Below are 25953 nucleotides of genomic sequence, written 5' to 3'. Positions count from 1 at the left end.
TCAAACCGATACGATACAGAACAGGTAGGTACTTAGTATGGCATTACGTCTGCCCTCGCCGTTTCTGGCGAAGATGAAATCGCTGCTCGGCGAAAACTATGACAATTTTATGAAGTCTTATGAACAACCCCCGTTTGCCGGCATTCGGGTGAACACGCTGAAGATTGGCAAGGCCGATTTCTTGGAAATATCCCCCTTTGCCCTTGCGCCCATCCCCTGGTGTCCAACCGGTTACTATATTCAGGAGGGGGAGCGCCCGGGGCGGCACCCTTACTATCATGCAGGGCTTTATTATATCCAGGAGCCGAGCGCCATGGCCCCCGTCGAGCTGCTTGATGTTACGCCGGGCGACCGGGTACTGGATTTGTGCGCCGCTCCCGGGGGCAAATCCACGCAGATTGCGGCGAAGCTGAAGGGGCAGGGGATGCTGATCAGCAATGATCTGCATCCGGACCGCACCAAAGCGCTGGCCAAAAATTTGGAGATGTACGGCGTGCGGAATGCCGTGGTGCTGAATGAGGAGCCGGAGCGGATTGCCGGGGCTTTTCCCGAATTTTTCACGAAAATATTGATAGATGCTCCATGCTCCGGCGAAGGGATGTTCCGCAAAGACGAATCCATGCTGAAGTACTGGGAGGAATCGTCTCCGCTCAAGTTTGCGGAGATGCAACGGGACATCCTGAAATCGGCGGCAGCCATGCTCTGCCCGGGAGGCCGGCTCGTGTATTCTACCTGCACCTTCTCTCCGGAAGAGAATGAAGGGATGATTGCGGAGTTTCTGAGCGAACATCCGGATTTTCGCGTAGTTCCGGTGGATCATTCGGAATTCTTTTCCCCGGGAGAAACGGACTGGATGGCGGGCCAAGGGAACGTGAAGGACGATGTGCTGGGACAGCTTGCCGGTACCGCTCGATTGTGGCCGCATAAGGTCAGAGGCGAAGGGCATTTCATGGCCGTGCTTCAGCGGGAAGGCGAGCTGGACCGCCGGGAGGCCGAGAAAAACCAAGCTCCTTGGATCCAGACAGGCAGTCTGGACCACGGTTCGCTTGCTGTCTCCCCGCGGACCGACTCATCCCGAGAGCGTAAAGGGAAATCCGCTCTCCGGGAAGAGCGGCCGGGAAAACCCGGGAGGGGCAGCAACGGCGCTTCGCGTCAGCAGGCACCCCGCCGAAGCGGTGGAGATCGTCAGTCCAATCCGATTTCGCTCGACCCGTTCCAGGCCTTTATCCAAGAGCAGCTGCACGTAAAGCTGGAGGGCTATCCCGTTGTCTACGGCAGCCATGTGTACGTATCGCCACTGCCGGAGGAGCGTCTAAAGCAGCTGAAGGCCATCCGTCCCGGATGGTACATGGGACAGCTGAAGAATGAACGGTTCGTGCCGGGGCATCCTTTGGCCACGGCGCTGCAAGCGGATGAGGCCGCCCGGCATGTGAGCCTGTCTTCCAAAGACGGCGAAGCGGTCCGGTATTTGAAAGGGGAAACCTTGTCGATTCCGGAGGAACGCGTGACGTGCCGGCCGGGTGCTGAAGCGAAGGGTTATGTGTTAGTGTGTATAGACGGATACTCGGCCGGCTGGGGCAAATGGCAGTCAGGCATGTTGAAGAACGAGTATCCGGCAGGGTGGAGGTGGACATCGGTATGAGTGGCAAAGGCAGGACTACGCAAAGACTGGACAAGGTACTGTCCAATCTGGGATTCGGCTCGCGGGCCGAATTAAAGAAAAAAGCGAAGCAGGGGAGCATCGTCGTCAATGGAACGGTAACGAAAGATCCGGGAAAACATGTGGATCCCTACGCGGATATCATTGAGTTTGAAGGGGAAACCATTCAATACCGGGAGTACGTGTATCTCATGCTGCACAAACCTCCGGGCGTCGTCTCGGCAACCGAGGATCTGCGCGATCGTACGGTGCTGGATCTGCTGGATGCGGAATATCGGGTCTTCGAGCCGTTCCCGGTGGGCAGGCTGGATAAAGACACGGAAGGACTGCTGCTGCTTACGAATGACGGCAAGTTGGCCCATGAGCTGCTGTCGCCCCGGAAGCATATTCCCAAGACTTATGAAGCGACCGTAGAGGGCCGCGTGGACGAAGAGGATGTGCGTCGGTTTGCCGCAGGAGTCACATTGGATGACGGTTACGTAACCTTGCCCGGAGAGCTGGCGATCCATTCCCATGAGGAACGGGAGGACGGGGTCCAGCTGTCGCGCATCTCGCTGACCATCCATGAAGGCAAATTTCATCAGGTCAAGCGGATGTTTGAGGCGGTAGGCAAAAAAGTCGTGTATCTCAAAAGAATCAGCATGGGTGAACTTCGATTGGATGAAAATCTCGAGATCGGAACTTACCGGGAGCTGACCGAGCAAGAACTGGCTTTGATCGGAAGAGCCGGATCAGAATAGAGAAATAGAGACTTAAAGGATGGATGGAGAATGGGATACAAATTGGTTGCGCTTGACGTAGACGGAACGCTGCTGAATGATCATCACGAAATTACGGAGAAGACCAGGAATACCGTGATGGAAGCCGCAAAACAAGGGGTAGAGATCGTACTGTGCACGGGCAGAGGGCCGCTGAATTCGATTCCTTTCATGAAAAGCATGGGTCTTGGCGGTTATGTCATCAGTCATAACGGAGCGGCAACGGTCGAAGTGGAGACCCATCACATCGTGCATCAGTTCGGCATGGACCCGGGTCAGCTGGAACCCTTCATGAAATATTGCCGTGAGCACGGGGTGCATTTTGACGTGAATACCGCCTTCGAGATGTACGTGGACCAGGTGGATGAGCTTGCCGGACCGGTACGTTCGATGTACGAAAACTATTTAATGCTGCCAAGCAATCTGCCGTCATGGGAGGAGCTGTCGGACCCGGTCGTGAAATTTACGGTATTCGGCGAATCCGCCGATATCGACCGCGTTTATGCGGATTGGAGCAAGTGGACCCTGCCCTTCAACATGCTGCGAAGCGGCGAGTTCTTTATCGACCTGATGCACAGCCAAGCATCCAAGGGAAATGCGCTGAAGCAGCTGGCAGCCAAAAGAGGCTATCGGCCGGACGAAGTGCTGGCCATCGGCAATTACTTCAACGATATTACGATGCTCACTTACGCAGGTATGGGCATTGCGATGGATAATTCGCCGGTAGAGGTCAAGGCCGCCGCCAATGCGGTAACGGCTTCGAATAACGAGGACGGCGTACACGAGGCGCTGGTGAAATACTGCTTGTCGTAAAAATTGAATATTGCAGAAGCGAGAACCCGCCATAGGACACTTGAAAAAAAGTGCCTGAGGGCGGGTTTTTTGCGTGAATGAGAGCCGGTTAAGCGCATTCTCTAAGAAGATGAGGACAAGCATATCCTTCCAGATTTGGATTGACACGATAGAAGCGGCATGCTATTTTTATCAATGAAAATGATAATCATTATCAATTATTGGAGCAAAAACACGCCTGCATATCGTTTTATCGAAAAAAGGAGGCAACTCATGCGTACGGAAGAAGAACTGAACATAGATAGCGCATCGGATTCGGATCGTAGCGGAAAAACCAGCCTGGTGGAGATCAAGGAGTACATCGACAGCCATTATCACGAGGCGTTAACCATTGGCCAACTGGCCGGAATGGCTAATATCTGTCCCAAGTATTTCGTGGACCTGTTCAAGAAGACATTCGGCCAGACCACGATTGATTACCTGACGCATGTTCGCATGAATCACGCCAAGCGTTACTTGGCCGAATCGGACGATCGGCTTCGGGATATCGCACAGAAGGTTGGTTATAAGGACGAGTTCTATTTCAGCCGGATATTTAAGAAGAAGGTGGGCATGTCGCCGTCGGAATATGCCCGAAATTCGAGGCAGCTGATCGCGGCCTGTTCTTCTTCGATCATCGGGCAGCTGGTGGCGCTGAACGTCATTCCAGCCGCCGCGCCGCTTGATGCGAAGTGGACCCCGTTTTATTACAATGCCTACAATTCGGAGATCAAGTCCCGCTTGAAATTGACGAACCCTTATCCGGACAGCCGCTTTGAGGAGAATGTCGAGCAGCTGTTCCGCGCCAAACCCGACGTCATTATCGGCATGGATCACCTGGGTGAAGAGGAAATCGCCAAGCTGGAGCCAATCGCCCCCACCTTCATTGTTCCGTCCCATGCAGGGTGGAAGAAGCAGCTGGAGCTGATCGCGGCATTCCTGAACAAGGAAGAACAAGCACAGTTCTGGATCGGACAGTATGAGCGGAAAGTGGCTCAGGCACGCTCGCGAATGCAGGAAGTGGTGGGGAATGATCGTGTTGCCGCGCTGCGGATATATGGGCAAAATCTCTATTCCTACGGTAACCGGGGGCTTGAGGAAGTGCTGTTTCAGGATTTGCAGCTCAAGGGAGCTTGCCGATCCCATGCCAGCAGGAATCAGCAGATAACGATGGATGATTTGCTGCGGTGCGATCCGGACCGGATTCTGATCGCGGTATGCCCGGAAGCCGCATCGCGGCGCTATTGGCTCGCGCTCCAGCATTCCGCCGAGTGGCATAGGCTTCGAGCCGTCGCTCAAGGTAGGGTCTATACGATCTCGTCCGATCCTTGGTTCGAATACTCTGCGCTTGCCGTGACGAGAATGATGGACGAGGCGATGCTGCTGTTTACAGGAGATAGTCCAAACGGAGTTCTGGATAAAAGCCATGGTGAATCGTTTGCTACGTAATATATACTCGTCTTAATTGAGAATCATTATCACAGGAGGAGATACATTGTGGCAAAACGTTTCAATCGTGGAAAGAGAATTTGGAGGATCAATATAGCGGCACTTGCGTGTTGTGCCGTCATCATAGGCTTGCTGTCAGGCTGTGGGGATAAGGCGGAGACCGAAGCGTCGGGTGGCGATCAGGAGGCAGCGAAAACCGCAGCGGTGGAGACGTCCGGCAAAGCGGGGAGCAGCCAAGCGTCGACGGAGGAACCAGGGACGAACCGTGAGGAGACGTCCACGAAGGAGGAACGTACGGTAACGGATGAGCTTGGGCACGAAGTGAGGATTCCGGCCGAGGTGAACAAGGTGTTTGCGCCGAACATGGAAGATTCCTTGCTGAAGCTCGGCGTGAAGCCCGTTGCCCAATGGGCCAACGGCAAGCAAGGGCACTCTTATTTGCAGGAGGAGCTGGACGGCATTCCCCTGATCGATTTTTCGGGAGGCTTGCCTTCGCCGGAGGCCCTGATGTCCTACGAACCGGATCTTATCGTGCTTCACACCGAGACTTACGCGGCGGACGGCACCTATGAGAAATACGCCAAAATCGCGCCAACGTACGTGTTCAAAAATGCTTCCGGGAATGTCGAGAAATCGCTGACCACCTTGGGCGATCTGCTTGGGAAAGCGCCGGAGGCCGAGACCGCCTTAAAAAATTATCAGCAAAAAGCAAGCGAAGCGAAGTCGAAGCTGAGTTCCGTGGTGGGGGACAAGAACGTGGCCATTATCCGTTTCGCACCAAGGGGAGTCAGTTTGATGGGCGGAAATTACCTGTGCGGATATGTCATCCATCAGGATCTGGGACTAGGCAAGTCCAAGCTGGTCGAGAACGAGAATGCAGCTAACATATCGCTGGAAATACTCCCGCAGCTAGATGCGGACTATATTTTTGTCATCAACGCCTATGATCAAGGAACGGAACGCATGAAGGAAATGACGGAAAGCCCGATCTGGAAAGGCATGCCCGCGGTCAAGAACGGACAGGTCTATGAAGCCGATAACGAATACTGGCTGGGAAGCGGCCTGATCGCCTACGAGAAAATCGTAGATGACGTCGTGCGCTCCATTACGGGTCAATAGGAGGAACATATGAGCCATCATACGACTTCCGTTGACATGATGAGGCACAGCGTGGTGCTGGCCCGTGCGGAGCATTGGGTGATGCACTCGAGGAGCGGGCGCCGCTATCGAATCATAACGGCGCAGCCGACGGGACCTGCCCCGCCGTCCGGTTATCCGGTCATCTATTTACTGGACGGGAACAGCGTGTTTCACACGATGGTTGAGACGCTCCGCCTGCAGTGCCATAGACCGCACAAAACCGGGATATTGCCGGCTGTCGTTGTCGGCATCGGTTACGAGACGGAGGGACAGTATGCTTCGGACCGGTTCTATGATTACACGCCCTATCCAAACACGAAGTTCAGGAACAAGCTGGACGGGGATTCCGTGCCGGAGCAGGGGGGAGCGGCTGAGTTTCTGCAATTCATCGAGGAGGAGCTGAAACCGCAGATCGAGGGCGAGTTCAACATTGACCGGCATCGCCAGACGATATTCGGCCATTCCCTCGGCGGGCTGTTCACGCTTTATGCCATGTTCAGCAAACCGCAGGCGTTCTCGTGTTACATCGCCGGCAGCCCTTCTATTCACTGGAATTCGGAGTATTTAGGGGAGCTGGAGCAGCGCTATGCCGATCAGATGAAGGAAAGACCTTATCCTGTTCGGCTGCTGCTTGGCGCAGGAGAGCTCGAAAGGCCCCACGTCACAGGCAATTGCATCCGTGCATCTGAGCTCGCCGAACGTCTGGCTGTTCTGTCCGAGTATGGCATGCATGCCGAATTCAAGGAGTTTGAGGGCGAAGGGCATCTATCCGTGCTGCCGGTCCTTATCAGCAGAGCATTACGATTTGCCCTTCACCCTGAACACGAAGGAGATGATCACCATGGAGAGCACAGGCATTAGAGGGAAAGTAGCGCTCGTGACCGGTGCCGCCCAAGGAATAGGCGAAGCGGTGGCACGGGCCCTTGCCCGGCAAGGAGCCGTTGTAGCGGCCTGCGACCGGAAGGAGGCCGAGCTGCTCCGCCTTGCGGCCGACCTATCCGGCTCAGGCGTTCATGCCGCGGCTTACAAGGCGGATGTGAGCCGCAGTGCCGAGGTTGAAGCGATGGTCGAACGGGTTGAGGATGAGCTCGGACCGATCGAGATTCTCGTCAACGTAGCGGGAGTGCTGCGGGTCGGTGGGGTCGAGTCGCTTACCGACGAGGATTGGCAGGCCCACTTCAACGTCAATACCCACGGCGTATTCTACACGTCACGCTCCGTCGTGCGACGCATGGCGAGCCGACATTCCGGAGCTATCGTGACGGTAGGCTCGAATGCGTCCAAGGTTCCGCGGTCGCAGATGTCGGCCTATGCCGCCTCCAAAGCAGCGTCCACGATGTTTACGAAATGCCTGGGGCTCGAATATGCCCGCCATCATATCCGCTGTAACGTGGTTTCCCCCGGCTCTACGGATACCGAAATGCAGCGTTTGTTATGGCAGGATGATCATGGTGCAAGGTCCATTATCGAGGGGGCGCCGGACTCCTTCCGCCTCGGCATACCGCTTGGCAAAATCGCGCTCCCTTCGGACATTGCGGATGCGGTCATTTTCCTTGTATCCGACCGGGCCGGGCACATGACAATGCAGGACGTATGCGTGGATGGCGGCGCGACGTTGGGATGCTGAGCATTTACGGGTTTTCATGCTTGATGATTTTCTAAATTCAATATACTAGGTAGGCTCATAAGCAGAGAGGAGACTGAAATGTTACACTATGATGCTCCAACCGCAGCGGAGGCTGCGCAACTTATGGAACAATACCAGGTCGGTTCGTCTTTCTTCTTCTCATCCCCTCGCAAGACGCTGTTAACGCATGGAGAGTACTCAAGACTGCTGGTTCCCTCGGGGACCGGGCACAGAACGCTGCCGGAACGCGTCCGTGAATTGCTGGAATTCGCGAAGCAAGCGGGACGGCCGGATGCCGTTGTTGTTGGCGCCATACCTTTTGACATTCAAAAACCGGCCAGTCTGTTTATTCCGCTTTCGGCCCAGTGGCACGATTCCCTTCTATTCTCTGAAGGCAAGGATCCGGAAATGCCCCGAATTTCCAGTTACAAAGTGCTTTCCGTTCCGGAGCCGACGGCGTTCAAGGAAGGCGTGAACCGGCTGCTGGACCTCATTTCTCAAAAGAAACTCCATAAAGCGGTGCTTTCCCGAACGCTGGATATCACGCTTCCTCATGCCCTGTCCATTCCACAGATATTGACTCATTTAGCTTATCACCACTCCCATGGCTACACGTTTGCCGTACCGTTGCCACCCGAATTGTCCCACACTTCAAGCCCGGATGCCGTTGCATCCACCCGGACGCTGTTTGGCGCAAGCCCCGAACTCTTAATTACGAAGAAGGGTTCACGAATCAAAGGAAATCCATTGGCGGGTTCTGCGGCACGAAGCGCCGATCCCGCTGAAGATCGGCGGCGGGCGGCAGCCCTGCTGTCATCCGCCAAAGACCGATATGAGCATGCCATCGTAATCGATGCCGTGGCATCGGCCTTGCAGCCTTATTGCAGCAAGCTGGAGGTTCCCGCCGAACCTTCGCTCGTACAGACCAAAGCCATGTGGCATCTATCCACCGAAATCAATGGCGTCCTGAAGGATGAATCGGTAACGTCATTGGAGCTTGCCCTGGCCATGCATCCGACGCCGGCAATCTGCGGCACGCCGACCGATGCGGCCCGGGATGCCATACAAGAGATCGAGCCGTTCGATCGCGGCTTCTACTCGGGAGCCGTCGGTTGGTCGGATGCCAACGGGGATGGCGAGTGGGCGGTGACGATTCGCTGCGCAGAAACGGAAGGAACCTTATTGCGGGTGTTCGCAGGCGCAGGAATCGTGACCGGTTCCATAGCGGAGGCGGAGCTGGCCGAGACTTCGGCCAAATTCCGCACGATTCTGGCCGCGATGGGTTTGAATGAACAACAAACAACGATGTTGGAGGAGGAATGAGGAATGTTGGCAGGTTGTAAGGCTTGGCCGGAGGAATTTGCCGCCCGCTACCGGGAGGCAGGCTGCTGGCAGGGCGAAACCTTTGGAGAGCTCTTGCGTAAACGGGCTGCAGCGCATGGGGAACGGGTTGCGGTCGTGTGCGGCGACCGGCACATAAGCTACGCCGAACTGGACAACCGGGTGGATCGATTGGCCGCGGGATTTCTTAAGCTCGGCATTAAGGCACAGGAACGGGTTATCGTTCAGCTGCCGAACATCGCTTCATTTTTCGATACGATATTCGCGCTGTTCCGCATAGGGGCGCTTCCCGTCTTCGCTCTGCCCGTTCACCGCCGGAACGAAATCGTATATCTATGCGGCTTTAGCGAAGCCGCCGCGTATATCATTCCCGATATGGAATCGGGCTTCGACTATCGCGACCTGGCGGCTCAGGTTCAGGCATCGGTCCCTTCCCTCCGCCATGTCATCGTAGCCGGCGACCCGGGTCCGGGGGCGTTCGTATCCCTGGACGATTTGTACCTCGATGATTCGGAGTGCTCTTCGCACGGATCAGATGCGGAAGGCCCTGATCCCGGTGATGTCGCGTTTCTCCAGCTGTCGGGCGGGACGACCGGACTGCCGAAGCTCATACCGCGCACGCATGACGACTATATTTACAGCTTGCGCATGAGCGCCGAAATCTGCTCGCTGGATAAGGATAGCGTTTATTTGGCGGTACTTCCCGTCGCGCATAATTTCCCGCTCAGCTCGCCGGGCGTGCTGGGGACGCTGTATGCCGGAGGCAGGGTTGTTCTTGCACGGTCAGCGAGTCCGGATGCGGCATTTCCGCTGATCGCTTCCGAGGGCGTCACGATAGCGGCGGTCGTTCCGCCCCTGGCCTTGATTTGGCTTGAAGCGGCACCATCCCGTTCCGAAGACCTCTCCAATCTGCAGGTGCTGCAGGTAGGCGGAGCCAAATTCAGTGCGGAGGCGGCCCAACGCGTGAAAACGGTGCTGGGATGCAAGCTGCAGCAAGTGTACGGGATGGCGGAAGGCTTGGTGAACTATACCCGGCTGGATGACCCCGAAGACATAACGGTGCATACGCAGGGGCGGCCCATGTCCCCGTACGATGAAGTGAGGCTGGTCGATGAGGATGATGTCGAGGTTGCCCCCGGCGAAGTTGGGGAATTGCTGACACGGGGGCCTTATACGATTCGCGGCTACTATAAAGCGGACAAGCACAACGAGAAGGCTTTTACCACGGACGGCTTCTATCGCACGGGTGACCTTGCTAGCATGACGCCTTCAGGTTATCTGGTGATCCAAGGCCGTTCCAAGGATCAAATTAACCGCGGGGGCGACAAGGTTGCGGCCGAAGAGGTAGAGAACCATCTGCTTGCCCATCCCAGCGTGTACGATGCTGCCGTGGTCGCCATGCCGGACGAGTATCTGGGCGAGCGGACCTGCGCCTTCGTTATCGTTCATCATGGCGCGGTTAGCGGCAATGAGCTGAAGGCGTTTCTCAGAAATAGAGGGCTCGCTGCGTACAAAATCCCGGATCGGGTGGAATTTATGGATTCCTTCCCCCACACGGGTGTCGGCAAAGTAAGCAAAAAGCAGCTGCGGGAGCTCGCGGCTCAGAATCAGGACGCACGGCTGAAACTTTCCAAATAACATCGAAATGAGGAGATATGGATGGCACTTCCTAAGATTTTACCTTATCCCATGCCAGGGGAGACCGACCTGCCCAAGAACAAGGTAGCATGGACGGCGGATCCGAACCGTGCCGTGCTGCTCATCCACGATATGCAGCAATATTTCATCGACGCGTTCACGCCTGATCAATCGCCGGTCGTGGAACTGATCGCCCATATTCAGAAGCTGCGTTCCTGCTGCGCGGAGCTAGGCATTCCCGTGATCTATTCGGCCCAGCCCGGGGGTCAGGCACCGGAGCAGCGCGGCCTGCTGCAGGATTTCTGGGGATCCGGCATCAACGACGGTCCATACCAGAAAAAGTTCGTGGATGCGGTAGCGCCGTCGGAACGGGATATGCTGTTGACCAAATGGAGGTACAGCGCCTTTCAGAAGACCGATCTGCATGAAATCATGCGCGAGCTAGGCCGCGACCAGTTGATGATCTGCGGGATCTATGCTCACATCGGCTGTCTGTTGACCGCCGGCGAAGCTTTCATGAAAGACATACAGCCGTTCTTCATTGCGGATGCCCTTGCGGATTTCTCGTTAGAGAAGCACCGTCTGGCACTTGTGTATGCAGCGGAACGCTGCGCCGTTACGCTGACCACGGAACGACTGATCGCTTCGCTGACTCCAGCGCGTCACCCCGTCTCGGGTCGTTCCGAAGCTCCAACCGGAGAGGGAAGACCCGCAGATGCTGTGGAGGAGCAATCGCCGCTCACGCTGCAGACGTTGCGAGAGAACGTAGCGGAATTGCTGCAGGAACGGCCGTCGAGCATCGGCGAGGATGACCATTTGATTGAATACTGGGGACTGGATTCCATTCGCATCATGAGTTTGGCCGAGCGCTTCCGGCGCGAGGGCTTGGATATCAGCTTTGTGGAGTTGGCCGAGCAGCCGACACTGGCGGGCTGGTGGGGATTGCTGTCGGACAAGCAGAACGTGCGGGTGTCACCGCCCAATTATGATTACTATACGGTGTAAAAGGAGGGAATTCGTATGCTTGAGCAAAAGAGGGAGCGCTGGTCCCTGTCCGGAGCGCAGTTGGGGATATGGTATGCCCAGCAGCTGGACCCCGACAATCCGATATTCAACACGGCGGAATGCATTGAGATTCGAGGACCTGTAGATCCGGTTCTCTTCGAGAAGGCCTTGCGCCAGGTGGTGGGGGAGGCCGATGCCCTGTTTGCCCGCTTCGGCGAAGATGCGGACGGTCCTTGGCAGTCGATCGATCCGTCTTCTGACTGGCCTCTACATGTGATGGATGTCAGCGGGAAGGAGAATCCTCATCTTGCTGCCCAAAGCTGGATGGAGCATGACCTTGCCCAAGCTATCGATCTAAGCCGAGGACCGCTGTTTACGGAGGCGCTGCTCAAGCTCGCCGCCGATCGCTACTATTGGTACCAACGCATTCATCATATCGCGATCGATGGATTCGGCGTATCGCTTCTGCTGCAAAAAGTTTCCGAGGTCTACACGGACTTAACGGGCGGGATCACATCCGGCATAGGCGCGTTCGGCAGGTTCCGGACGATTCTGGAAGAAGATGCGTCATACCGCATGTCGCAACAGCTCGACTCGGACCGCCAATTCTGGCTGCAGCGCTTTGCCGATGAGCCGGAGGTGGTCAGCTTAGGGGGACAGGCACAGCGTTCGGCGCGGAGCTTCCTGCGCCGTTCGGCGCAGCTTCCGGCATCTACAATGCAACGCTTGCAGGCGGCAGCGCAAGCTGCAGGGACAAGCTGGCCGGATGTGATTGCGGCTGCTGCGGCTCTATTTGTCCATCGTATAACAAGCGCCGAGGAGGTTGTGCTTGGATTGCCGGTGATGTGCCGCTTAGGCTCGTCATCCATCCGCATTCCGGGCATGGTCATGAATTTGCTGCCGTTCCGGGTGCGCGTCAGGCCCGATATGACCCTGATCGATCTGCTGCGGCAGGTCGCACGGGAGAATCGCGAAATCAAGCGGCATCAGCGCTACAGGCATCAGGACATCCGGCGTGATCTCAAGCTGCTTGCGGACAACCGCAGGTTATTCGGACCGCTCGTGAATGTGATGCCTTTCGCGGAAGAATTGAATGTTGGCGGTTTCCGAGGCAGCGTCCGTAATCTTGCGTCCGGTCCCGTGGATGATTTGACGATGAACGTGTACGGCGGATTGGGCGGGCACGGGCTGAGAATCGACATGGATGCCAATCCGCTGATTTACGGCGCAGATGAGTTAGAGTCCCATTTACAACGCTATTTGTATCTGCTGGACAGCCTTGCTGAAGCGGAGCCGAATGATCCCGTCGGGGGCTTGGACTATATTTTGCCGGACGAACGCGAGAAGGTGCTCGTTCAGTGGAACGATACGACCCGCGCCTTGCCGCAGCTCAGCGTGCCGCAATTATTCGAGGAGCAGGCTGCGCGTACGCCGCAGGCGGAAGCGGTCATATGCGAAGGGTTATCCCTTTGTTACGAGGACTTGAACAGGCGGGCGAATCGCCTGGCTCGCTTGCTGATTGCCCGGGAAATAGGGCCTGAGCGAATCGTTGCCCTGTCGCTGCCACGGTCGGTGGATATGCTTGTTGCCATCCTCGCCGTGCATAAGGCCGGGGCGGCATACTTACCATTGGATCCGGACTATCCGGATGATCGGATCGCTTATATGCTTGCCGATGCCAACCCGGCATGCTTGATAACGACCCGGCAGCTGTCTGAACATTTCGCGGCTGTCATGGAAGATAAGGACGTAATCCTGTTGGATGCCGCGGCTACCCTTCAGCGATTGGAGCAGCAGGCCTTTCATAATCCTGTCGATGCTGATCGCGTACGTCCGCTGCTGCCGCTTCACCCGTCCTACGTTATTTATACTTCCGGATCAACCGGCCGACCCAAGGGGGTCATGCTCACGTTCGAAGGCCTAGCCAATCTGCTGTCGGATATGCGCGAGCGTTTGGGCATCGGGGAGAGGGACCGCTGGCTGTCGGTCACCACGATGTCATTCGATATCTCGGTCATGGAGATGCTGCTGCCCCTGGCATGCGGTTCGACGCTCGACATCGTGATGCGGGATACCATTCTCGACGCAGCGTCGCTCATTCGTCGAATTCGGGAGACGAGGACGACCATCATGCAGGCGACCCCGACGTTATGGCAGTCGATTGTCGCTTGCCGTCCAGGGAAATTTGAGCGGCTTAAAGTCATTACCGGTGGCGAGGCGCTGCCGGTCGGTCTTAAGCTTGCGCTTCAAGACCTGAACTGCGAAGTGAACAATCAATATGGACCGACGGAGACAACGATATATTCGACGGCGGCAAAACTCGATCAAGCACCAGAAAAGCCATCCATCGGAGGACCGGTGTGGAATACGAGACTGTATGTGCTCGATTCTTCGCTCTCCCCGGTTCCGCCAGGCGTAACGGGCGAGCTGTATATTGCGGGCTTGGGACTCGGCCGGGGGTATTTGGGAAGACCCGACTTGACGGCGGATCGGTTTGTCGCGGATCCTTACGGTCCCCCGGGCTCCCGGATGTACCGAACAGGCGACCTTGCCCGCTGGCAGGAGAACGGCTGGATCGATTATTTGGGACGCGCCGACCATCAGATCAAGCTGCGCGGCTTCCGGATCGAGACCGGCGAGATCGAGTCCGTGCTTGTGGCACATCCGGCAGTGGAGCAGGCCTTTGTCATGGTTCGCGAGGAACGGATCGGAGATCGCCGGCTTGCGGCATATATCGTTCCGTCGTCAGACTGGCCATATCCCATCGATTCGGCAGATTTACGGAGCTATGCCGCAGAGAAACTGGCCGAGTATATGGTGCCGTCTGTCATCGTACCCCTTGAAGCGCTGCCGCTCACGCCGAACAAGAAAGTGGATCGCAACGCGCTTCCCGTGCCAGATATTCGGCTGGCGGCCGGGCGTATGCCGCGAACGCCGCAAGAGGAGATGCTTTGCACGATTTTTGGCGAGGTGCTGGGCTTGCCGAGGGTTACCATCGACGATGATTTCTTCGAGCTTGGCGGTCATTCCCTGTTAGCCGGCCGGGTCATGGTCCGTATCCAGGAAGCATTCGGCGCAGAGCTCGGCATTGGCAGCCTGTTCGAATCGTCAACGGCCGCGAGTCTCGTTAAGCGGCTCGATCATGCGCAAGCAGCCAGACAGTCCGTGCGTCCCGCGGCAAGAGGCGAGCGCTTGCCGTTGTCGTTTGCGCAGCAGCGGTTATGGTTTTTATATCGGTTGGAGGGTCCGAGCCCAACCTATAATATTCCTCTTGTGGCCCGCTTGTCGGGTGACCTCGATCTGGCATCGCTGCGCATGGCACTGAGGGATGTAGTGGCTCGGCATGAGTCGCTGCGCACGGTGTATCCTGAACACGACGGGGCTTCGTATCAGCGCATTTTGGATGCCGAGAGGGCCCGGCCGGAGCTAATGGTAACCGAGATCCGCGAAGCGGAGCTTGCGGATCGATTGGCCGATGCCGTCAGGTACCGTTTCGAGCTTGCAGCAGAAACTTCCCTTCGGGCAGAGCTGTTTAAGCTGGGCGATCGAGAGTTTGTCCTGCTGTTGCTGCTGCATCATATCGCCGGAGACGGCTGGTCGCTTACCCCGTTGACGCGGGATCTAGCGGATGCCTATGCGGCAAGGTGCCTGGGGAGTGAGCCGACATGGACTCCGTTACCGGTACAATATGCGGATTATGCCATGTGGCAGCAGAAGCTGTTTGGCCGCTCGGGCGACGAGAACAGCCTGATTGACCGCCAGCTGGAATATTGGACCGAAACGCTTTCCGGCTTGCCGGAGCAATTGGAGCTGCCTACCGACTTTCCACGGCCCGCCGTGGCCAGCTATCAGGGCGGCAGCGTGCCGTTTTCGATATCCCGTGAGCTGCATCAGCAGTTGAATGGGCTCGCGCAGAGCAACAGGGCGACTTTATTCATGGTATTTCAGTCCGCGATGGCTGCGCTGTTTACGAAGCTGGGTGCAGGTACGGACATTCCGATCGGTAGCCCCGTATCGGGTCGGAATGACGACAATCTGGATCATTTAATCGGTTTCTTCATCAATACCCTTGTGTTTCGCGTGGATACGTCGAACGACCCGACGTTCGATGAGTTGCTGCGACGGGTGCGGGAAAAGAGCTTGGCAGCCTTCGAGCATCAGGACGTGCCGTTCGAGCGGCTTGTCGAGACGCTGAACCCTCCGCGTTCCCGGGCGAGACATCCACTCTTCCAAGTGATGCTGGTGCTGCAGAACACGCCGGAAACTTCGCTTGAGCTTCCGGGAATCAGCTCGAAGCTCCAGCTGCAAAACGTGGGCACTTCGAAGTTCGACTTAACCTTCGAACTGACCGAGCGGCGGGATCAGAACGGCGAGCCGAATGGCGTTGACGGCTTCATTGAATTCAGCTCGGATTTGTTCGAGCGCGGCACGGCGGAAGCGATGGCGGAACGATACGTGCGCGTATTGGAAAGTGCTGTCATTGAACCAAGTAAAACCATCAGTAAACTGGATGTTCTAACCGTTGATGAACAGGAGGAGATTCGTCGACAATGGAGTGCGCCGCTGCCAGTCACCGAGCAGGCAACTTTGTCCGAGCGGTTTGAAGCGCAGGTCAGCCGCTCGCCTCAATCGGTCGCGATTGTCCATGACGGCCAGTCTATGAGTTATGAGGAGCTGAACGAGCGAGCCAACCGGCTTGCCCATTTCTTGATTGCCTCCGGCGTCGGTACGGAGCAGATCGTAGCTCTCGTACTGCCGCGTTCGGTGGATATGGTCGTCTGCATTCTGGCCGTGCTTAAAGCGGGGGCCGCTTACCTGCCTCTGGATCCGGAGTATCCGGAGGATCGATTGGCTTACATGATGGAGAATGCTTGTCCGGTATGCGTCATGACGAGCGTTCACGCGATGGATCAGCTGCCGAGTTTCGGACAATGGCTGCGCGTTGTCATCGATGGACCTGAAGAGGCTATGCAATGGCAGGGTTATTCCAAGGAGAATCCAAGCGACCGTGAGCGTCTTGGACGGCTTATGCCGCAGAATGCCGCTTATATCATTTATACCTCCGGTTCCACAGGCAAACCGAAGGGCGTGCTGGTGCCGCATCAGAATGTCGTCAGGCTATTCGATTCCACCCGGCATTGGTTCCAGTTTAATGAAACCGATGTATGGACCTTGTTCCATTCGTATGCCTTCGATTTCTCGGTGTGGGAAATATGGGGCCCGCTCTTGTATGGCGGCCGGCTCGTTGTGGTTCCGCATACGGTCAGCCGATCGCCTGAAGAGATGTTAAGCTTGCTGGTCCGGGAAGGCGTGACCGTGTTGAATCAGACGCCGTCGGCGTTCTATCCTTTGATTCAGGCGGATCGGGAGCAGCCGGAGACGGGTCGGCAGTTGTCGCTAAGGTACGTTGTGTTCGGAGGCGAAGCCTTGGAACTTGGCCAGCTTACGGATTGGTATCGGCGCCATGCCGACGATGCCCCGCGTCTGATCAACATGTACGGCATAACGGAAACGACCGTGCATGTCAGCTATCTGGAGCTGAACCGAAACCTGGCGCTGCCGGGAGTCGGCAGCCTGATCGGCGAAGCGATCCCGGATCTGCGGGTGTACGTGCTCGATGACAGGCTTCAGCCCGTTCCGTATGGCGTGATCGGGGAAACGTATGTCGCCGGCGCAGGATTGGCGCGCGGGTACTGGGGACGTCCCGACCTTACCGCCGACCGGTTCGTGGCGGACCCATACGGCCCGCCGGGGACAAGAATGTACCGAACCGGCGATTTGGCGAGACGTTTTGCCGACGGCACGTTGGATTATTTGGGACGGTCCGACCATCAGGTGAAAATACGCGGCTTCCGGATCGAGCTTGGCGAAATCGAATCGGTCCTCGTGCGTCATGAGGCACTCTCGCAGGCGGCTGTCATCGTGCGTGAGGATCAGCCCGGAGACCAGCGGCTTGCGGCATATGTCGTCGGCAATCCCGGCGAGTCGCCTTCGGGTACGGAGCTGCGGCGTTATGCCGCTTCGCTGCTTCCTGATTACATGGTGCCATGGGCTTTCGTCATGATGGATAAGCTGCCGCTTACGCCTAACGGAAAGCTGGATCGTAAAGCGCTGCCGGCCCCCGATATGTTGCCGGATGCGGATGGGCGCAATCCGCGAACTCCGCAGGAGGAAGTGTTATGCGAGCTGTTTGCCGAAATCCTCGGCGCCAAGCGGGTCGGCATCGATGACAGTTTCTTCGAGCTCGGCGGTCATTCCTTACTGGCCGTCCGGCTTATCAGCCGGGTTCGCGAAGCCCTCGGCAAAGAATTGAGCATTGCAGCATTGTTCGAAGCACCGACGGTAGCGGGGCTAGTCGACAAGCTTGAGATGGGCGGCGGGAACAGCGCGCTGCAGGTCGTGCTTCCGCTTCGGTCGCATGGAGATCAAACCCCGCTGTTCTGCGTGCATCCGGCAGGAGGATTAAGCTGGTGCTACGCTGGTTTAATGAAGCATCTCGGCATGAATTATCCGCTTTACGGCTTGCAGGCAAGGGGCATTGCCCATGCGGAGGAGCTGCCGGGATCACTGGAAGAGATGACGGCAGACTACATCGGCCATATCCGCTCCCTACAGCCAGCGGGTCCATATCGGCTGCTCGGCTGGTCCTTGGGCGGCAATGTCGCTCAGTCGATTGCGGTACAGCTGCAGGAAGCGGGTGAGGACATTGAATTGCTCGCCATATTGGATGCTTATCCAAGCCATTATTTGCCGATCAAGGAAAAACCCGATGAAGACGAGGCTTTGACCGCGCTGCTGGCGCTTGGAGGCTTCGACAGGGAGAGCATTGAAGCGGGGCTTGGAGACGCGCCGTTAACCATAACGGCTGCCCTTGAACTGCTGCGTAACGAGAGCAGCGCGCTCTCGTCCCTTGAGGAAGAAACGATCATGAATCTGAAGACGACCTATGAAAATTCGGTTCAACTGCTAAAGGCTTACGTTCCGAAGCGGTTTGAGGGAGATATGTTATTCTTCCACTCCACGATCATCCCGGATTGGTTTGACCCCATCGACCCGGAGATGTGGGAGCCTTACGTAGGCGGCAAAATCGAGCGGCACGATATCGAATGCCGTCATAAGGATTTATGCCAGCCGGGACCTCTGGATGAGATCGGCAAGACTATTCTAAGCAAGCTTGAGGTAATGGCATCTAAAACAGAGACGACGAGGGACAGGAGGGAACTGATCTATGACCAATCCTTTTGAGCAAGCCGACGGCAAGTTTCTTGTACTGATGAACCACGAGGGCCAATATTCGCTCTGGCCGGCGTTCGCGGCTATTCCGGCCGGCTGGAACCAGGTTTTGGGACTTGGCACACGGGAGGAATGCGTCGCCTATATCAACGAGAACTGGGTCGATTTACGGCCGCGGAGCTTGTATGCCGATGCGGGGGCAATACCGGAACCTGGACCATGAGCCAAGGGCTGAATCCAAAAAAAGTAGTATGCATCGTCTATGTGGCCGCGATGTTTGTGGTTGCCATGGACGCCACCGTGCTGAACGTGGCGCTTCAGACGATCAGCCGGGAGCTTGAAGTGCCCCCTGCGGCTTCAGGCGTGCTGAATGTCGGTTATTTGGTCAGCTTGGCCATCGTTCTGCCGATGGCGGGCTGGCTTGGCGATACATGGGGAACAAAGCGTACGTTTCTCCTGGCACTGGGCCTTTTTACCGGAGCATCCGTATTGTGCAGCTCTGCAGACAGCTTGGCTGCGTTGACGCTTTTTCGCGTGATCCAAGGCATCGGCGGCGGCTTGCTGACCCCGGTCGGCATGGCGATGCTGTTCCGCATGTTCCCGCCGCAGGAGCGCGCGAAAATCTCCCGGGCGCTCATCCTGCCTATCGCGATTGCGCCTGCAATCGGCCCGGTTGTGAGCGGGCTGCTTCTTGAATATTTGACGTGGCGGTGGATCTTCTTCGTGAGCTTGCCGATCGGCATTCCCGCTCTCGTGTTCGGTTTATTCTGGCTGAAGGAGCATCCGGAGCCGGATGCCGGCAAGCTGGACGTGCCGGGCTTGCTGCTGTCCGCGCCGGGTCTTGCCCTGCTGATGTTCGCCTTGAGCCAGGGGCCGCTGCACGGGTGGGACGCCCCGCGGGTATGGGGCGTCGGCCTGGCTGGCATCTTGCTGTTGTCTGCTCTGGTGAAGGTGGAGCTAAGGGCTGCGAAACCGCTGCTGGATTTGCGGCTGCTGGGCAATCGCTTGTTCCGAACGTCGGGTATCATCGCGATGTGTGCATCTGCAGGTCTGCTGGGCATGCTCTACGTATTTCCCTTGATGTATCAGAACGCCCTGCACGTCTCCGCCTTGGATACGGGGCTGACGACGTTTCCCGAAGCCATCGGGCTGATGGTTGCCTCGCAGCTCGTACCCTGGACGTATCCAAGGATGGGCCCTAGGCGAGTGATCATCATGGGATTTGCGGTTACCGCGCTCATTTTTATTATGCTCAGCATGGTGGACGCCGGGACGAATCCGTGGTTTATACGGGCCCTGCTATTTGGCGTCGGCATTTTCCTTGGTCAAACCGTGGGATCCGTTCAGATCGCTGCCTTTGCCACCATCCCGCCTGCTTCGATGGGGCGCGCTTCCACCTGGTTTACGGTGCAGAACAGACTTGGTCCCGCCATCGGGCTGGCTGTTCTATCAGGCATCTTGGCTACCGTTGGAACGGAGACCGTAAACGCGGCGGGGGAGTTGGGGCCGAATCTGACGGCATATCGAGCAGCATTGCTTGGGGCCGCTGGCTTCCTGCTCATCGGTGCAGGCGCGGCGTTATGGATACGGGATGCCGATGCGGCGTCCACGATTCGCAAACCCGCCACAATACCGGCCAAGGAACAGGCGGCTCCAGCCGAAAAATAACCGTGCTAAACATCCGGATGCCATAGACGAGATCCCCTTGGATTTAGTGGAAATACGCTTAGTTTTCGGTGATGGCCGGATGGCCGTAAAAGCATTTCAAGTGAAAAAGGGGCTGTACTCCTGCATGCTGGTGCAGAAGAGTACAGTCCCTTTTTACGATATGAATCAGCAAGCACGCAATCGTCTGCTAATTTGATCTATTGGCCTTTTCGTATGCTGAATGTTATTTAAAATCCTATCCGCTGTAACGGCAGTCTTTCTCCGTTCGCCACTTTATGTGGGATTAGAAAGGGGCGCTACTTGGGATTGCGCAGGCCCTTGGGCAGGTGATTCTTGAGCTGGCCGCCGCTGGCTTTGCCCCAGCCGAGGGGGAGCCCGTCCGTAGTCACCAAAGTCCAGCCCCTATATTCGGACGGAATGGAGAGCACCTCTCCCCGCAAATAAGCAGCCGTTTCGGCAGAATCTGAAGGCAGATCCCAGCTTCTGGCGGCTTGGCCTGGATTCAAGGACATGGCAAGGGCGTGAGCCGGCTCGATCCGATTCTTCTTCAGGTGGGCGAGATGAAGGCCGGCGCGCGGCATCTTCAGCCCCTTCAGCTGCTTATCGTGCCAAGGGACGCTCTCGCTGACCGGCAGCCAATATAATTCTTCGCCGAACAATATCGGCGTGCCACCGCCAAGCTCAAAGCCGGGGAGGTCCTGCTTCGCCCAGTCTTGAAAGTCGGCCAGGGCGGAAAGCGCAGGAGCCTGTTTGCCGCCCCGGTTTGATTTGGCCTGAGCCTTACCGCTGTTGGTAAAGGTCTCTTGATCGTCGCTGTAAGCCTCGGCCGCCGGCGTTTTGACCAAGATGGCAACAAAATGCCCCTCGCCCCGCTCCAAATGTGGCCATAAGCGCTTCATTTGCTGCAGTTCCAAATCGGGATACTGCGAGAGAATGTGCTCGATCATCTCCTCATTTTCCGCCGTGTTGAACGTACAGGTGGAATACGCCAACGTTCCGCCTGGCTTGAGCATCCGGTAAGCCTCCTGGACAATGTCCCACTGCCGCGCAACGCACAGATCCACGTGTTCAGGCGACCATTCGGCAATTGCAGCGGCATCCTTTCGAAACATGCCTTCACCGGAGCATGGCGCATCTAGCATGATCCGGTCAAAGCAGGCAACGAAACGGCGGGATAGCTGATCCGGTGCCGCACTCGTAACGACGGTATTCGTTATTCCCATACGTTCCACGTTCTCGGCCAGAATGCGCGCCCGTTCGGGGTGGATCTCGTTGGAGACGAGCAGTCCCCGGCCCATCATTTTCGAGGCGATATGGCTTGTCTTGCCGCCGGGAGCGGCCGCAAGATCCAGGATGGTCTCCCCGGGCTGAGGATTCAGCAGTTCCACCGCGGACATTGCCGAGGGCTCCTGAATATAATATAGTCCGGCGGCATGATAAGGGTGCTTTCCTGGACGAACGCTTTCATCATAATAGTATCCGGTATCACACCAGGACACAGACGTCAGCCGGAAGTCCCGGATGAGTTTTTTGACGCTGTCTGCGGCATGAACCGCTTTCAGCCGGTTAAGACGCAGCCCATGGGTGCGGGGCGAATCGTAGCTGTCCCAAAAGTCACATGAGGCATCCCCAAGGATTTCGTTTATGCTGGTGACGAAACCGACAGGCAATAGTTCCTTTCCCATTCGTTAATAGCTCCTTCTTTAGAATAAGGTTCATGTTGCTGCGTTAAGGCAGTTAATCCCTGTTCAGAGCTCATTTCTTCTTATGTCTCTAAGGAATCGGTCATTAGTTTATCACGTTGCCGCAGGGGGAGTAAAGAAATGTCAAGCAAAAAAAGACCGCCCCCTTCATATCGTGGGCAGTCTGCGCCAGTGTTATCCGGCTGATTCCGTTGGTTCGGTGGATGCGGTTTTAAGGGACCGGTAATCGGATACCTTGTTTTTGCCGGTCGTCTTGGAATGATACATGGCTTTGTCCGCCTGTTTCATCAGCTCATCGCCGCGAACGCCTTTGCGCAGCACGCTGTATCCGATACTGATGGTTACGATGCTCTCGCTCGCCACTCGGGCTCGGATCTTCTCGGCGACCTGCGCGGGTTTGGCTTTGCGGTCAACGACCAAGGCGACCAATTCCTCGCCGCCATACCGGCCCGTAATTCCGATGCCTTCAAGCTCTTCCTCCATGATGGCGGCGACCTGCTTCAGCACTTCATCGGCTCTGGCGTGTCCATGGGTATCATTCAGCTTCTTGAAATTGTCGATGTCGCAGAAGATGGCGGATATCTTCAGCTCCTGCGCCGCGTAATGGTCCAAATGCTTCATAAAGTGCCTGCGGTTGTAAAGCCCGGTTAATCCGTCCGTAATGGCGGACCGGTAAATGGACTGCATCAGCTCCACGATGCGCCTGAACAGAATGAAGAACACGATGCTGTAAAAGAGCACAGGCAGCGCGAGCGCCAGTCCCTGAAGCGCAGGCGACAGGCTGCCGGAATAGGTATGTACCGCTTGCAGAATCGTCCAGATGACGTAAACGGCAAGCCCGAGCGCGTATTTGATCGGCTGTCCGATCCGCGGGGTTACTTGCGTGTAGGCCAGGTAGAGCGCAGCGAGCTGCAGCACGTCAAAATATATGCTTTGCCATATCGGGTCAAGGGTGTATGGAAGGAATGAGGGAAGCATGAATGGAAGCATAAGCAGTGCGGCCGACAACAAGGGAAGCCAATAATGCATGGTTTTGATTTTGCGGTACAGCATGACAACCGAGATGTTCAGCAGAACGAACGAAAAAAGCTGGATGAAACGCAGAACGTCCGACTCCGGTGAGAAAACAGGTTTTCCCGTCCATGCCGAATGGATGTTCAGACCCTCGTATGTCATAATGAAGAAGAAAGCTGCCGCCATATATAGGTAAGCATTCTTGCGTTGCTTGCTGTACATAAAGAGACACATGATCAGCATCATGAGAGCGATATAAGCTCCGCACACGGCAAATATGGTGGGTAGTGGAGAAGTGGACCAGTAGTTCAATTCATAGGACAAATCGATTCACTCCTGAATAGGGATAGGTTTCCTTTGCATGAAACATATGTTCTAATATATCATATCGAAAAAGAATCTGAAAAGAGATTTAGAGAAAGGGGGATCCCCATGAAACTTCTTCAGGCATTATTCTTCCCTCCTGAACAGCCGGGCGGCGTCTCGTCCATGATTCCATATTTGCAGGAGCGCTTTCATTCCTCCCGTTGGGAGATGGAGATGTTCTGGCTGCCTAAGCGGATCCGCAACAAAGGCCAGGAGGATCCGATATTCCACACGTTTGATTGGAGAGAGTTCGAAGGGAGCCCGATCGTGGCCAAATACCTTCAAACCTACCGGGATTATCTGTGGTGGACCCGTCTGCGCATTCAAAAGCCTTATGATCTTATCCATAGTCATCATCCGATCGCAGGCATGTCGATGAAAGCCGTATTCCCCGAGGTGCCGCTCATTCAAACCGTGCACTCCAGTTACGAGCGCGAGCTGATCCTCAACGGAAGAATCAAGGAGGGAGGGCTGGAACACCGGTTCCTGGTGTCTTTGTACAAGGAGCTGGAGCATATCAGCGACCGGCTGCTGACCGTGTCGAACTCCTTCAAGGCATATATGTCTCCCTACGTGAACACGCCCGAATCGATCGGCGTCATCCATAACGGATTCGATGATAAGAGATTCAAGCCCGTTCCCCATGAAAATGCGGTGCCTCAGCTGATTACGGTATGCCGTCTGGTGCCTGCAAAAGGATTGGATATTCTGCTCCAGGCCTGCGCGGAACTGAAACGGAAGGGATATGATTACGTCCTTCATATTATCGGCGACGGACCTTCCCGCCAGGAGCTCGAGGAGATGGCCAAAACGCTGGGCATCTACCAGGAGACGATTTTTTACGGCTATACGCTGCATCCGGAGGAGTTCATGCCGTTCTTTGACATCTTTGTCCTGCCTTCGAGAGCAGAGGCGTTCGGATCGGTGTTCGCGGAAGCGGCGCTCAGCTGTCTCGCCTTGGTAGGGACCGACGTCGGCGGCATCGCCGAGCAGATTGAGGACGGGGTCAACGGTTTGCTTGTACCGCCTGAAGATCCGATGGCGCTCAGCGTGGCGCTCGAGAAGGTCATCAGCGATCCGCTCTATCGTTACGAGCTGGCCCGGACCGCTTCGGATAAGGCAAAGAACCAATACTCCTTGTCCAGATCCGTGAATGAACTGAAAAAAATGTATTTGAAATTTCAACCCCAGATAGAGAGTTAGGGATCGGTTATGGCTTCTTTTCGATTTATTCACGCTGCGGATTTGCATCTGGACAGTCCGTTTATCGGAATCAGCGGACTCGATGACGATCTGCGGTCTTTCGTTCAGGAATCGACCTTCCGTGCGCTGGAGCGGCTTGTGGAGCTCGCCATCGGGGAGCAGGTTGATTTTATCGTCATCAGCGGAGACGTCTACGACAGCTCCAACATTTCGCTGCGGGCCCAGCTTCGCTTCCTGGATTCCCTCAACCGCTTGGGGCGGGAAGGGATCGCGGTTTATGTGATCCACGGCAATCATGATCCGCTCGACAGCGCGAAGCTGTCCATGACGCTTCCCTCCCATGTCCATGTGTTTGGAGCGGAGCCTGCAGCCGTAACGGCTGTTCGCCGTTCGGACCAACAAGAAGTGGCGGTCATCGCCGGCATGTCGTATCCGACCTCGAAGGTCACGGATAATATTGCGATCCGCTATCCTGCTCCCTCACCGGGGCTCTATCATATCGGACTTCTGCATGCGAACGTGGACGGAGATCCCCAGCACGAAACCTATGCTCCCTGTACGAAAAAGGAGCTGGTTCAGGCCGGATTCCACTACTGGGCGCTCGGGCATATCCACTCCCGCCGCACCCTGCAGGAATCTCCTTATATCGTGTATCCGGGCAATATCCAGGGACGCCATGTCCGGGAGACGGGCCCGAAGGGGTGTTATGTCGTCGATGTGGATGGCAGCTTCAACACCAAGCTCAGCTTCCATGAGCTCGATTCGATGCGATGGAACGTCGTTGAAGCGCCTATCGATGCTTGCCGGGACGTCGACGAATGGCGACGCTCCCTGGAGTCCATCCTCACCGATACAGCCAGAGCGAACGCGGATCGGCTGAGCATGATCCGCGTTCGGGTTACGGGACGAAGTCCGGTTCACCGTCAGCTAGAGGGCGGATACGTGCTGGACGAGCTGCTGACCGATCTGCGGAGAAGAGAGGCCGCAAAGGGCAAGACATGCGGCTATCGGGGCTGCGTCTGGATCGAGAGCTTCTCGCTTCAATCCGGGGATGCGATCGATACGGAGAGGCTGTTGGCGGAAGACAGCTTTACGGGGGACTTGCTTCGCCTTGTCCGGAAGGAGCAGGAACGAATTCATGATCCGGACGGGGTTGTTGCCAAGGGTTTGGAGCCTCTTATGGAACATGCGGAGATCCGCTCGTTGCTTGACGAGACGAGCCCGGAGGAAATGCTGGATTGGGTTCGCAGGGCGGAGGAGCTGACTTTAGGGTTATTGCTGCGCGACCGTTCGCGGGAGGAAGGTGCCGGAAGATGA

The 25953-nt window shown here is 56.4% G+C and carries 17 protein-coding genes; 15 read left to right on the top strand and 2 right to left on the bottom strand.

The genetic code is table 11. The features are described 5' to 3' along the window. The first annotated feature begins 37 nt into the window (after positions 1-37). The 13 genes from MHH82_RS23145 (at position 38) to MHH82_RS23085 (ending at position 20350) form a co-directional block, all read left to right on the top strand. Complete coding sequence (locus MHH82_RS23145; protein ID WP_340967971.1) at positions 38-1642, top strand: RsmB/NOP family class I SAM-dependent RNA methyltransferase; 1605 nt, start codon at positions 38-40, stop codon at positions 1640-1642. Beyond that, positions 1639-2400, top strand: a complete 762-nt coding sequence (locus tag MHH82_RS23140; RefSeq protein WP_015736679.1) for a pseudouridine synthase — start codon at positions 1639-1641, stop codon at positions 2398-2400. The genes MHH82_RS23145 and MHH82_RS23140 overlap by 4 nt, the downstream gene beginning before the upstream one ends. Positions 2401-2430: 30 nt before the next feature. Continuing rightward, positions 2431-3231, top strand: coding sequence for a Cof-type HAD-IIB family hydrolase (locus tag MHH82_RS23135; protein WP_015736678.1), 801 nt, complete (start codon positions 2431-2433; stop codon positions 3229-3231). A 252-nt stretch (positions 3232-3483) separates the two neighbouring features. Beyond that, positions 3484-4698, top strand: coding sequence for an ABC transporter substrate-binding protein (locus MHH82_RS23130; RefSeq protein ID WP_340967969.1), 1215 nt, complete (start codon positions 3484-3486; stop codon positions 4696-4698). 48 nt (positions 4699-4746) lie between these two features. Continuing rightward, entirely contained in the window at positions 4747-5817 is a 1071-nt protein-coding gene (locus MHH82_RS23125) for an ABC transporter substrate-binding protein (protein ID WP_340967968.1), read from the top strand. Positions 5818-5826: 9 nt separating this feature from the next. Further along, positions 5827-6699 (top strand): alpha/beta hydrolase, encoded by an 873-nt coding sequence (locus MHH82_RS23120; protein WP_340967967.1) that lies wholly within the window; start codon positions 5827-5829, stop codon positions 6697-6699. Beyond that, the gene (locus MHH82_RS23115; RefSeq protein ID WP_340967966.1) at positions 6680-7465 is read left to right on the top strand and encodes a 2,3-dihydro-2,3-dihydroxybenzoate dehydrogenase; all 786 of its coding nucleotides are present in this window, start codon (positions 6680-6682) and stop codon (positions 7463-7465) included. The genes MHH82_RS23120 and MHH82_RS23115 overlap by 20 nt, the downstream gene beginning before the upstream one ends. A gap of 78 nt (positions 7466-7543) precedes the next feature. Next, the gene (gene dhbC / locus MHH82_RS23110) at positions 7544-8788 is read left to right on the top strand and encodes an isochorismate synthase DhbC (protein ID WP_340967965.1); all 1245 of its coding nucleotides are present in this window, start codon (positions 7544-7546) and stop codon (positions 8786-8788) included. A 3-nt stretch (positions 8789-8791) separates the two neighbouring features. Then, positions 8792-10444: a (2,3-dihydroxybenzoyl)adenylate synthase gene (locus MHH82_RS23105; protein ID WP_340967964.1), complete on the top strand. Its 1653-nt coding sequence runs from the start codon at positions 8792-8794 to the stop codon at positions 10442-10444. Positions 10445-10465: 21 nt separating this feature from the next. Next, positions 10466-11449, top strand: a complete 984-nt coding sequence (locus MHH82_RS23100) for an isochorismatase family protein (protein ID WP_036660234.1) — start codon at positions 10466-10468, stop codon at positions 11447-11449. Positions 11450-11464: 15 nt separating this feature from the next. After that, on the top strand, positions 11465-18694 hold the full coding sequence (locus MHH82_RS23095) for an amino acid adenylation domain-containing protein (RefSeq protein WP_340967963.1): 7230 nt from the start codon (positions 11465-11467) through the stop codon (positions 18692-18694). Then, on the top strand, positions 18678-18905 hold the full coding sequence (locus tag MHH82_RS23090; RefSeq protein WP_251497719.1) for an MbtH family protein: 228 nt from the start codon (positions 18678-18680) through the stop codon (positions 18903-18905). Before MHH82_RS23095 ends, MHH82_RS23090 begins: the two co-directional genes overlap by 17 nt. Next, positions 18902-20350 carry an MDR family MFS transporter gene (locus MHH82_RS23085; RefSeq protein WP_340967962.1) on the top strand — a complete coding sequence of 483 codons (1449 nt, stop codon included), beginning with the start codon at positions 18902-18904 and terminating at the stop codon, positions 20348-20350. Before MHH82_RS23090 ends, MHH82_RS23085 begins: the two co-directional genes overlap by 4 nt. 296 nt (positions 20351-20646) lie before the next feature. On the opposite strand, the gene MHH82_RS23080 is transcribed toward MHH82_RS23085, so the two are convergent. Both MHH82_RS23080 and MHH82_RS23075 read right to left on the bottom strand, forming a co-directional pair. Beyond that, positions 20647-22035, bottom strand: a complete 1389-nt coding sequence (locus tag MHH82_RS23080; protein ID WP_015736667.1) for an RsmF rRNA methyltransferase first C-terminal domain-containing protein — start codon at positions 22033-22035, stop codon at positions 20647-20649. A 192-nt stretch (positions 22036-22227) separates the two neighbouring features. After that, positions 22228-23391, bottom strand: coding sequence for a GGDEF domain-containing protein (locus MHH82_RS23075; RefSeq protein WP_251497714.1), 1164 nt, complete (start codon positions 23389-23391; stop codon positions 22228-22230). Positions 23392-23499: 108 nt separating this feature from the next. Between MHH82_RS23075 and MHH82_RS23070 the strand changes: the two genes are divergently transcribed. Both MHH82_RS23070 and MHH82_RS23065 read left to right on the top strand, forming a co-directional pair. After that, positions 23500-24636: a glycosyltransferase family 4 protein gene (locus MHH82_RS23070; protein ID WP_015736665.1), complete on the top strand. Its 1137-nt coding sequence runs from the start codon at positions 23500-23502 to the stop codon at positions 24634-24636. A 9-nt stretch (positions 24637-24645) separates the two neighbouring features. Next, positions 24646-25953: a metallophosphoesterase family protein gene (locus MHH82_RS23065; RefSeq protein ID WP_015736664.1), complete on the top strand. Its 1308-nt coding sequence runs from the start codon at positions 24646-24648 to the stop codon at positions 25951-25953.

The organism is Bacillus sp. FSL K6-6540 (genome assembly GCF_038007545.1).
This window is presented reverse-complemented; position numbering and strand designations above follow the sequence as displayed.

Coding starts and splice junctions, on each gene's coding strand:
- MHH82_RS23065 (WP_015736664.1), top strand. CDS start 24,646: ATGGCTTCTTTTCGATTTATTCACGCTGCGGATTTGCATCTGGACAGT.
- MHH82_RS23090 (WP_251497719.1), top strand. CDS start 18,678: ATGACCAATCCTTTTGAGCAAGCCGACGGCAAGTTTCTTGTACTGATG.
- dhbC (WP_340967965.1), top strand. CDS start 7,544: ATGTTACACTATGATGCTCCAACCGCAGCGGAGGCTGCGCAACTTATG.
- MHH82_RS23135 (WP_015736678.1), top strand. CDS start 2,431: ATGGGATACAAATTGGTTGCGCTTGACGTAGACGGAACGCTGCTGAAT.
- MHH82_RS23080 (WP_015736667.1), bottom strand. CDS start 22,035: ATGGGAAAGGAACTATTGCCTGTCGGTTTCGTCACCAGCATAAACGAA.
- MHH82_RS23095 (WP_340967963.1), top strand. CDS start 11,465: ATGCTTGAGCAAAAGAGGGAGCGCTGGTCCCTGTCCGGAGCGCAGTTG.
- MHH82_RS23130 (WP_340967969.1), top strand. CDS start 3,484: ATGCGTACGGAAGAAGAACTGAACATAGATAGCGCATCGGATTCGGAT.
- MHH82_RS23120 (WP_340967967.1), top strand. CDS start 5,827: ATGAGCCATCATACGACTTCCGTTGACATGATGAGGCACAGCGTGGTG.
- MHH82_RS23100 (WP_036660234.1), top strand. CDS start 10,466: ATGGCACTTCCTAAGATTTTACCTTATCCCATGCCAGGGGAGACCGAC.
- MHH82_RS23140 (WP_015736679.1), top strand. CDS start 1,639: ATGAGTGGCAAAGGCAGGACTACGCAAAGACTGGACAAGGTACTGTCC.
- MHH82_RS23070 (WP_015736665.1), top strand. CDS start 23,500: ATGAAACTTCTTCAGGCATTATTCTTCCCTCCTGAACAGCCGGGCGGC.
- MHH82_RS23115 (WP_340967966.1), top strand. CDS start 6,680: ATGGAGAGCACAGGCATTAGAGGGAAAGTAGCGCTCGTGACCGGTGCC.
- MHH82_RS23105 (WP_340967964.1), top strand. CDS start 8,792: ATGTTGGCAGGTTGTAAGGCTTGGCCGGAGGAATTTGCCGCCCGCTAC.
- MHH82_RS23085 (WP_340967962.1), top strand. CDS start 18,902: ATGAGCCAAGGGCTGAATCCAAAAAAAGTAGTATGCATCGTCTATGTG.
- MHH82_RS23145 (WP_340967971.1), top strand. CDS start 38: ATGGCATTACGTCTGCCCTCGCCGTTTCTGGCGAAGATGAAATCGCTG.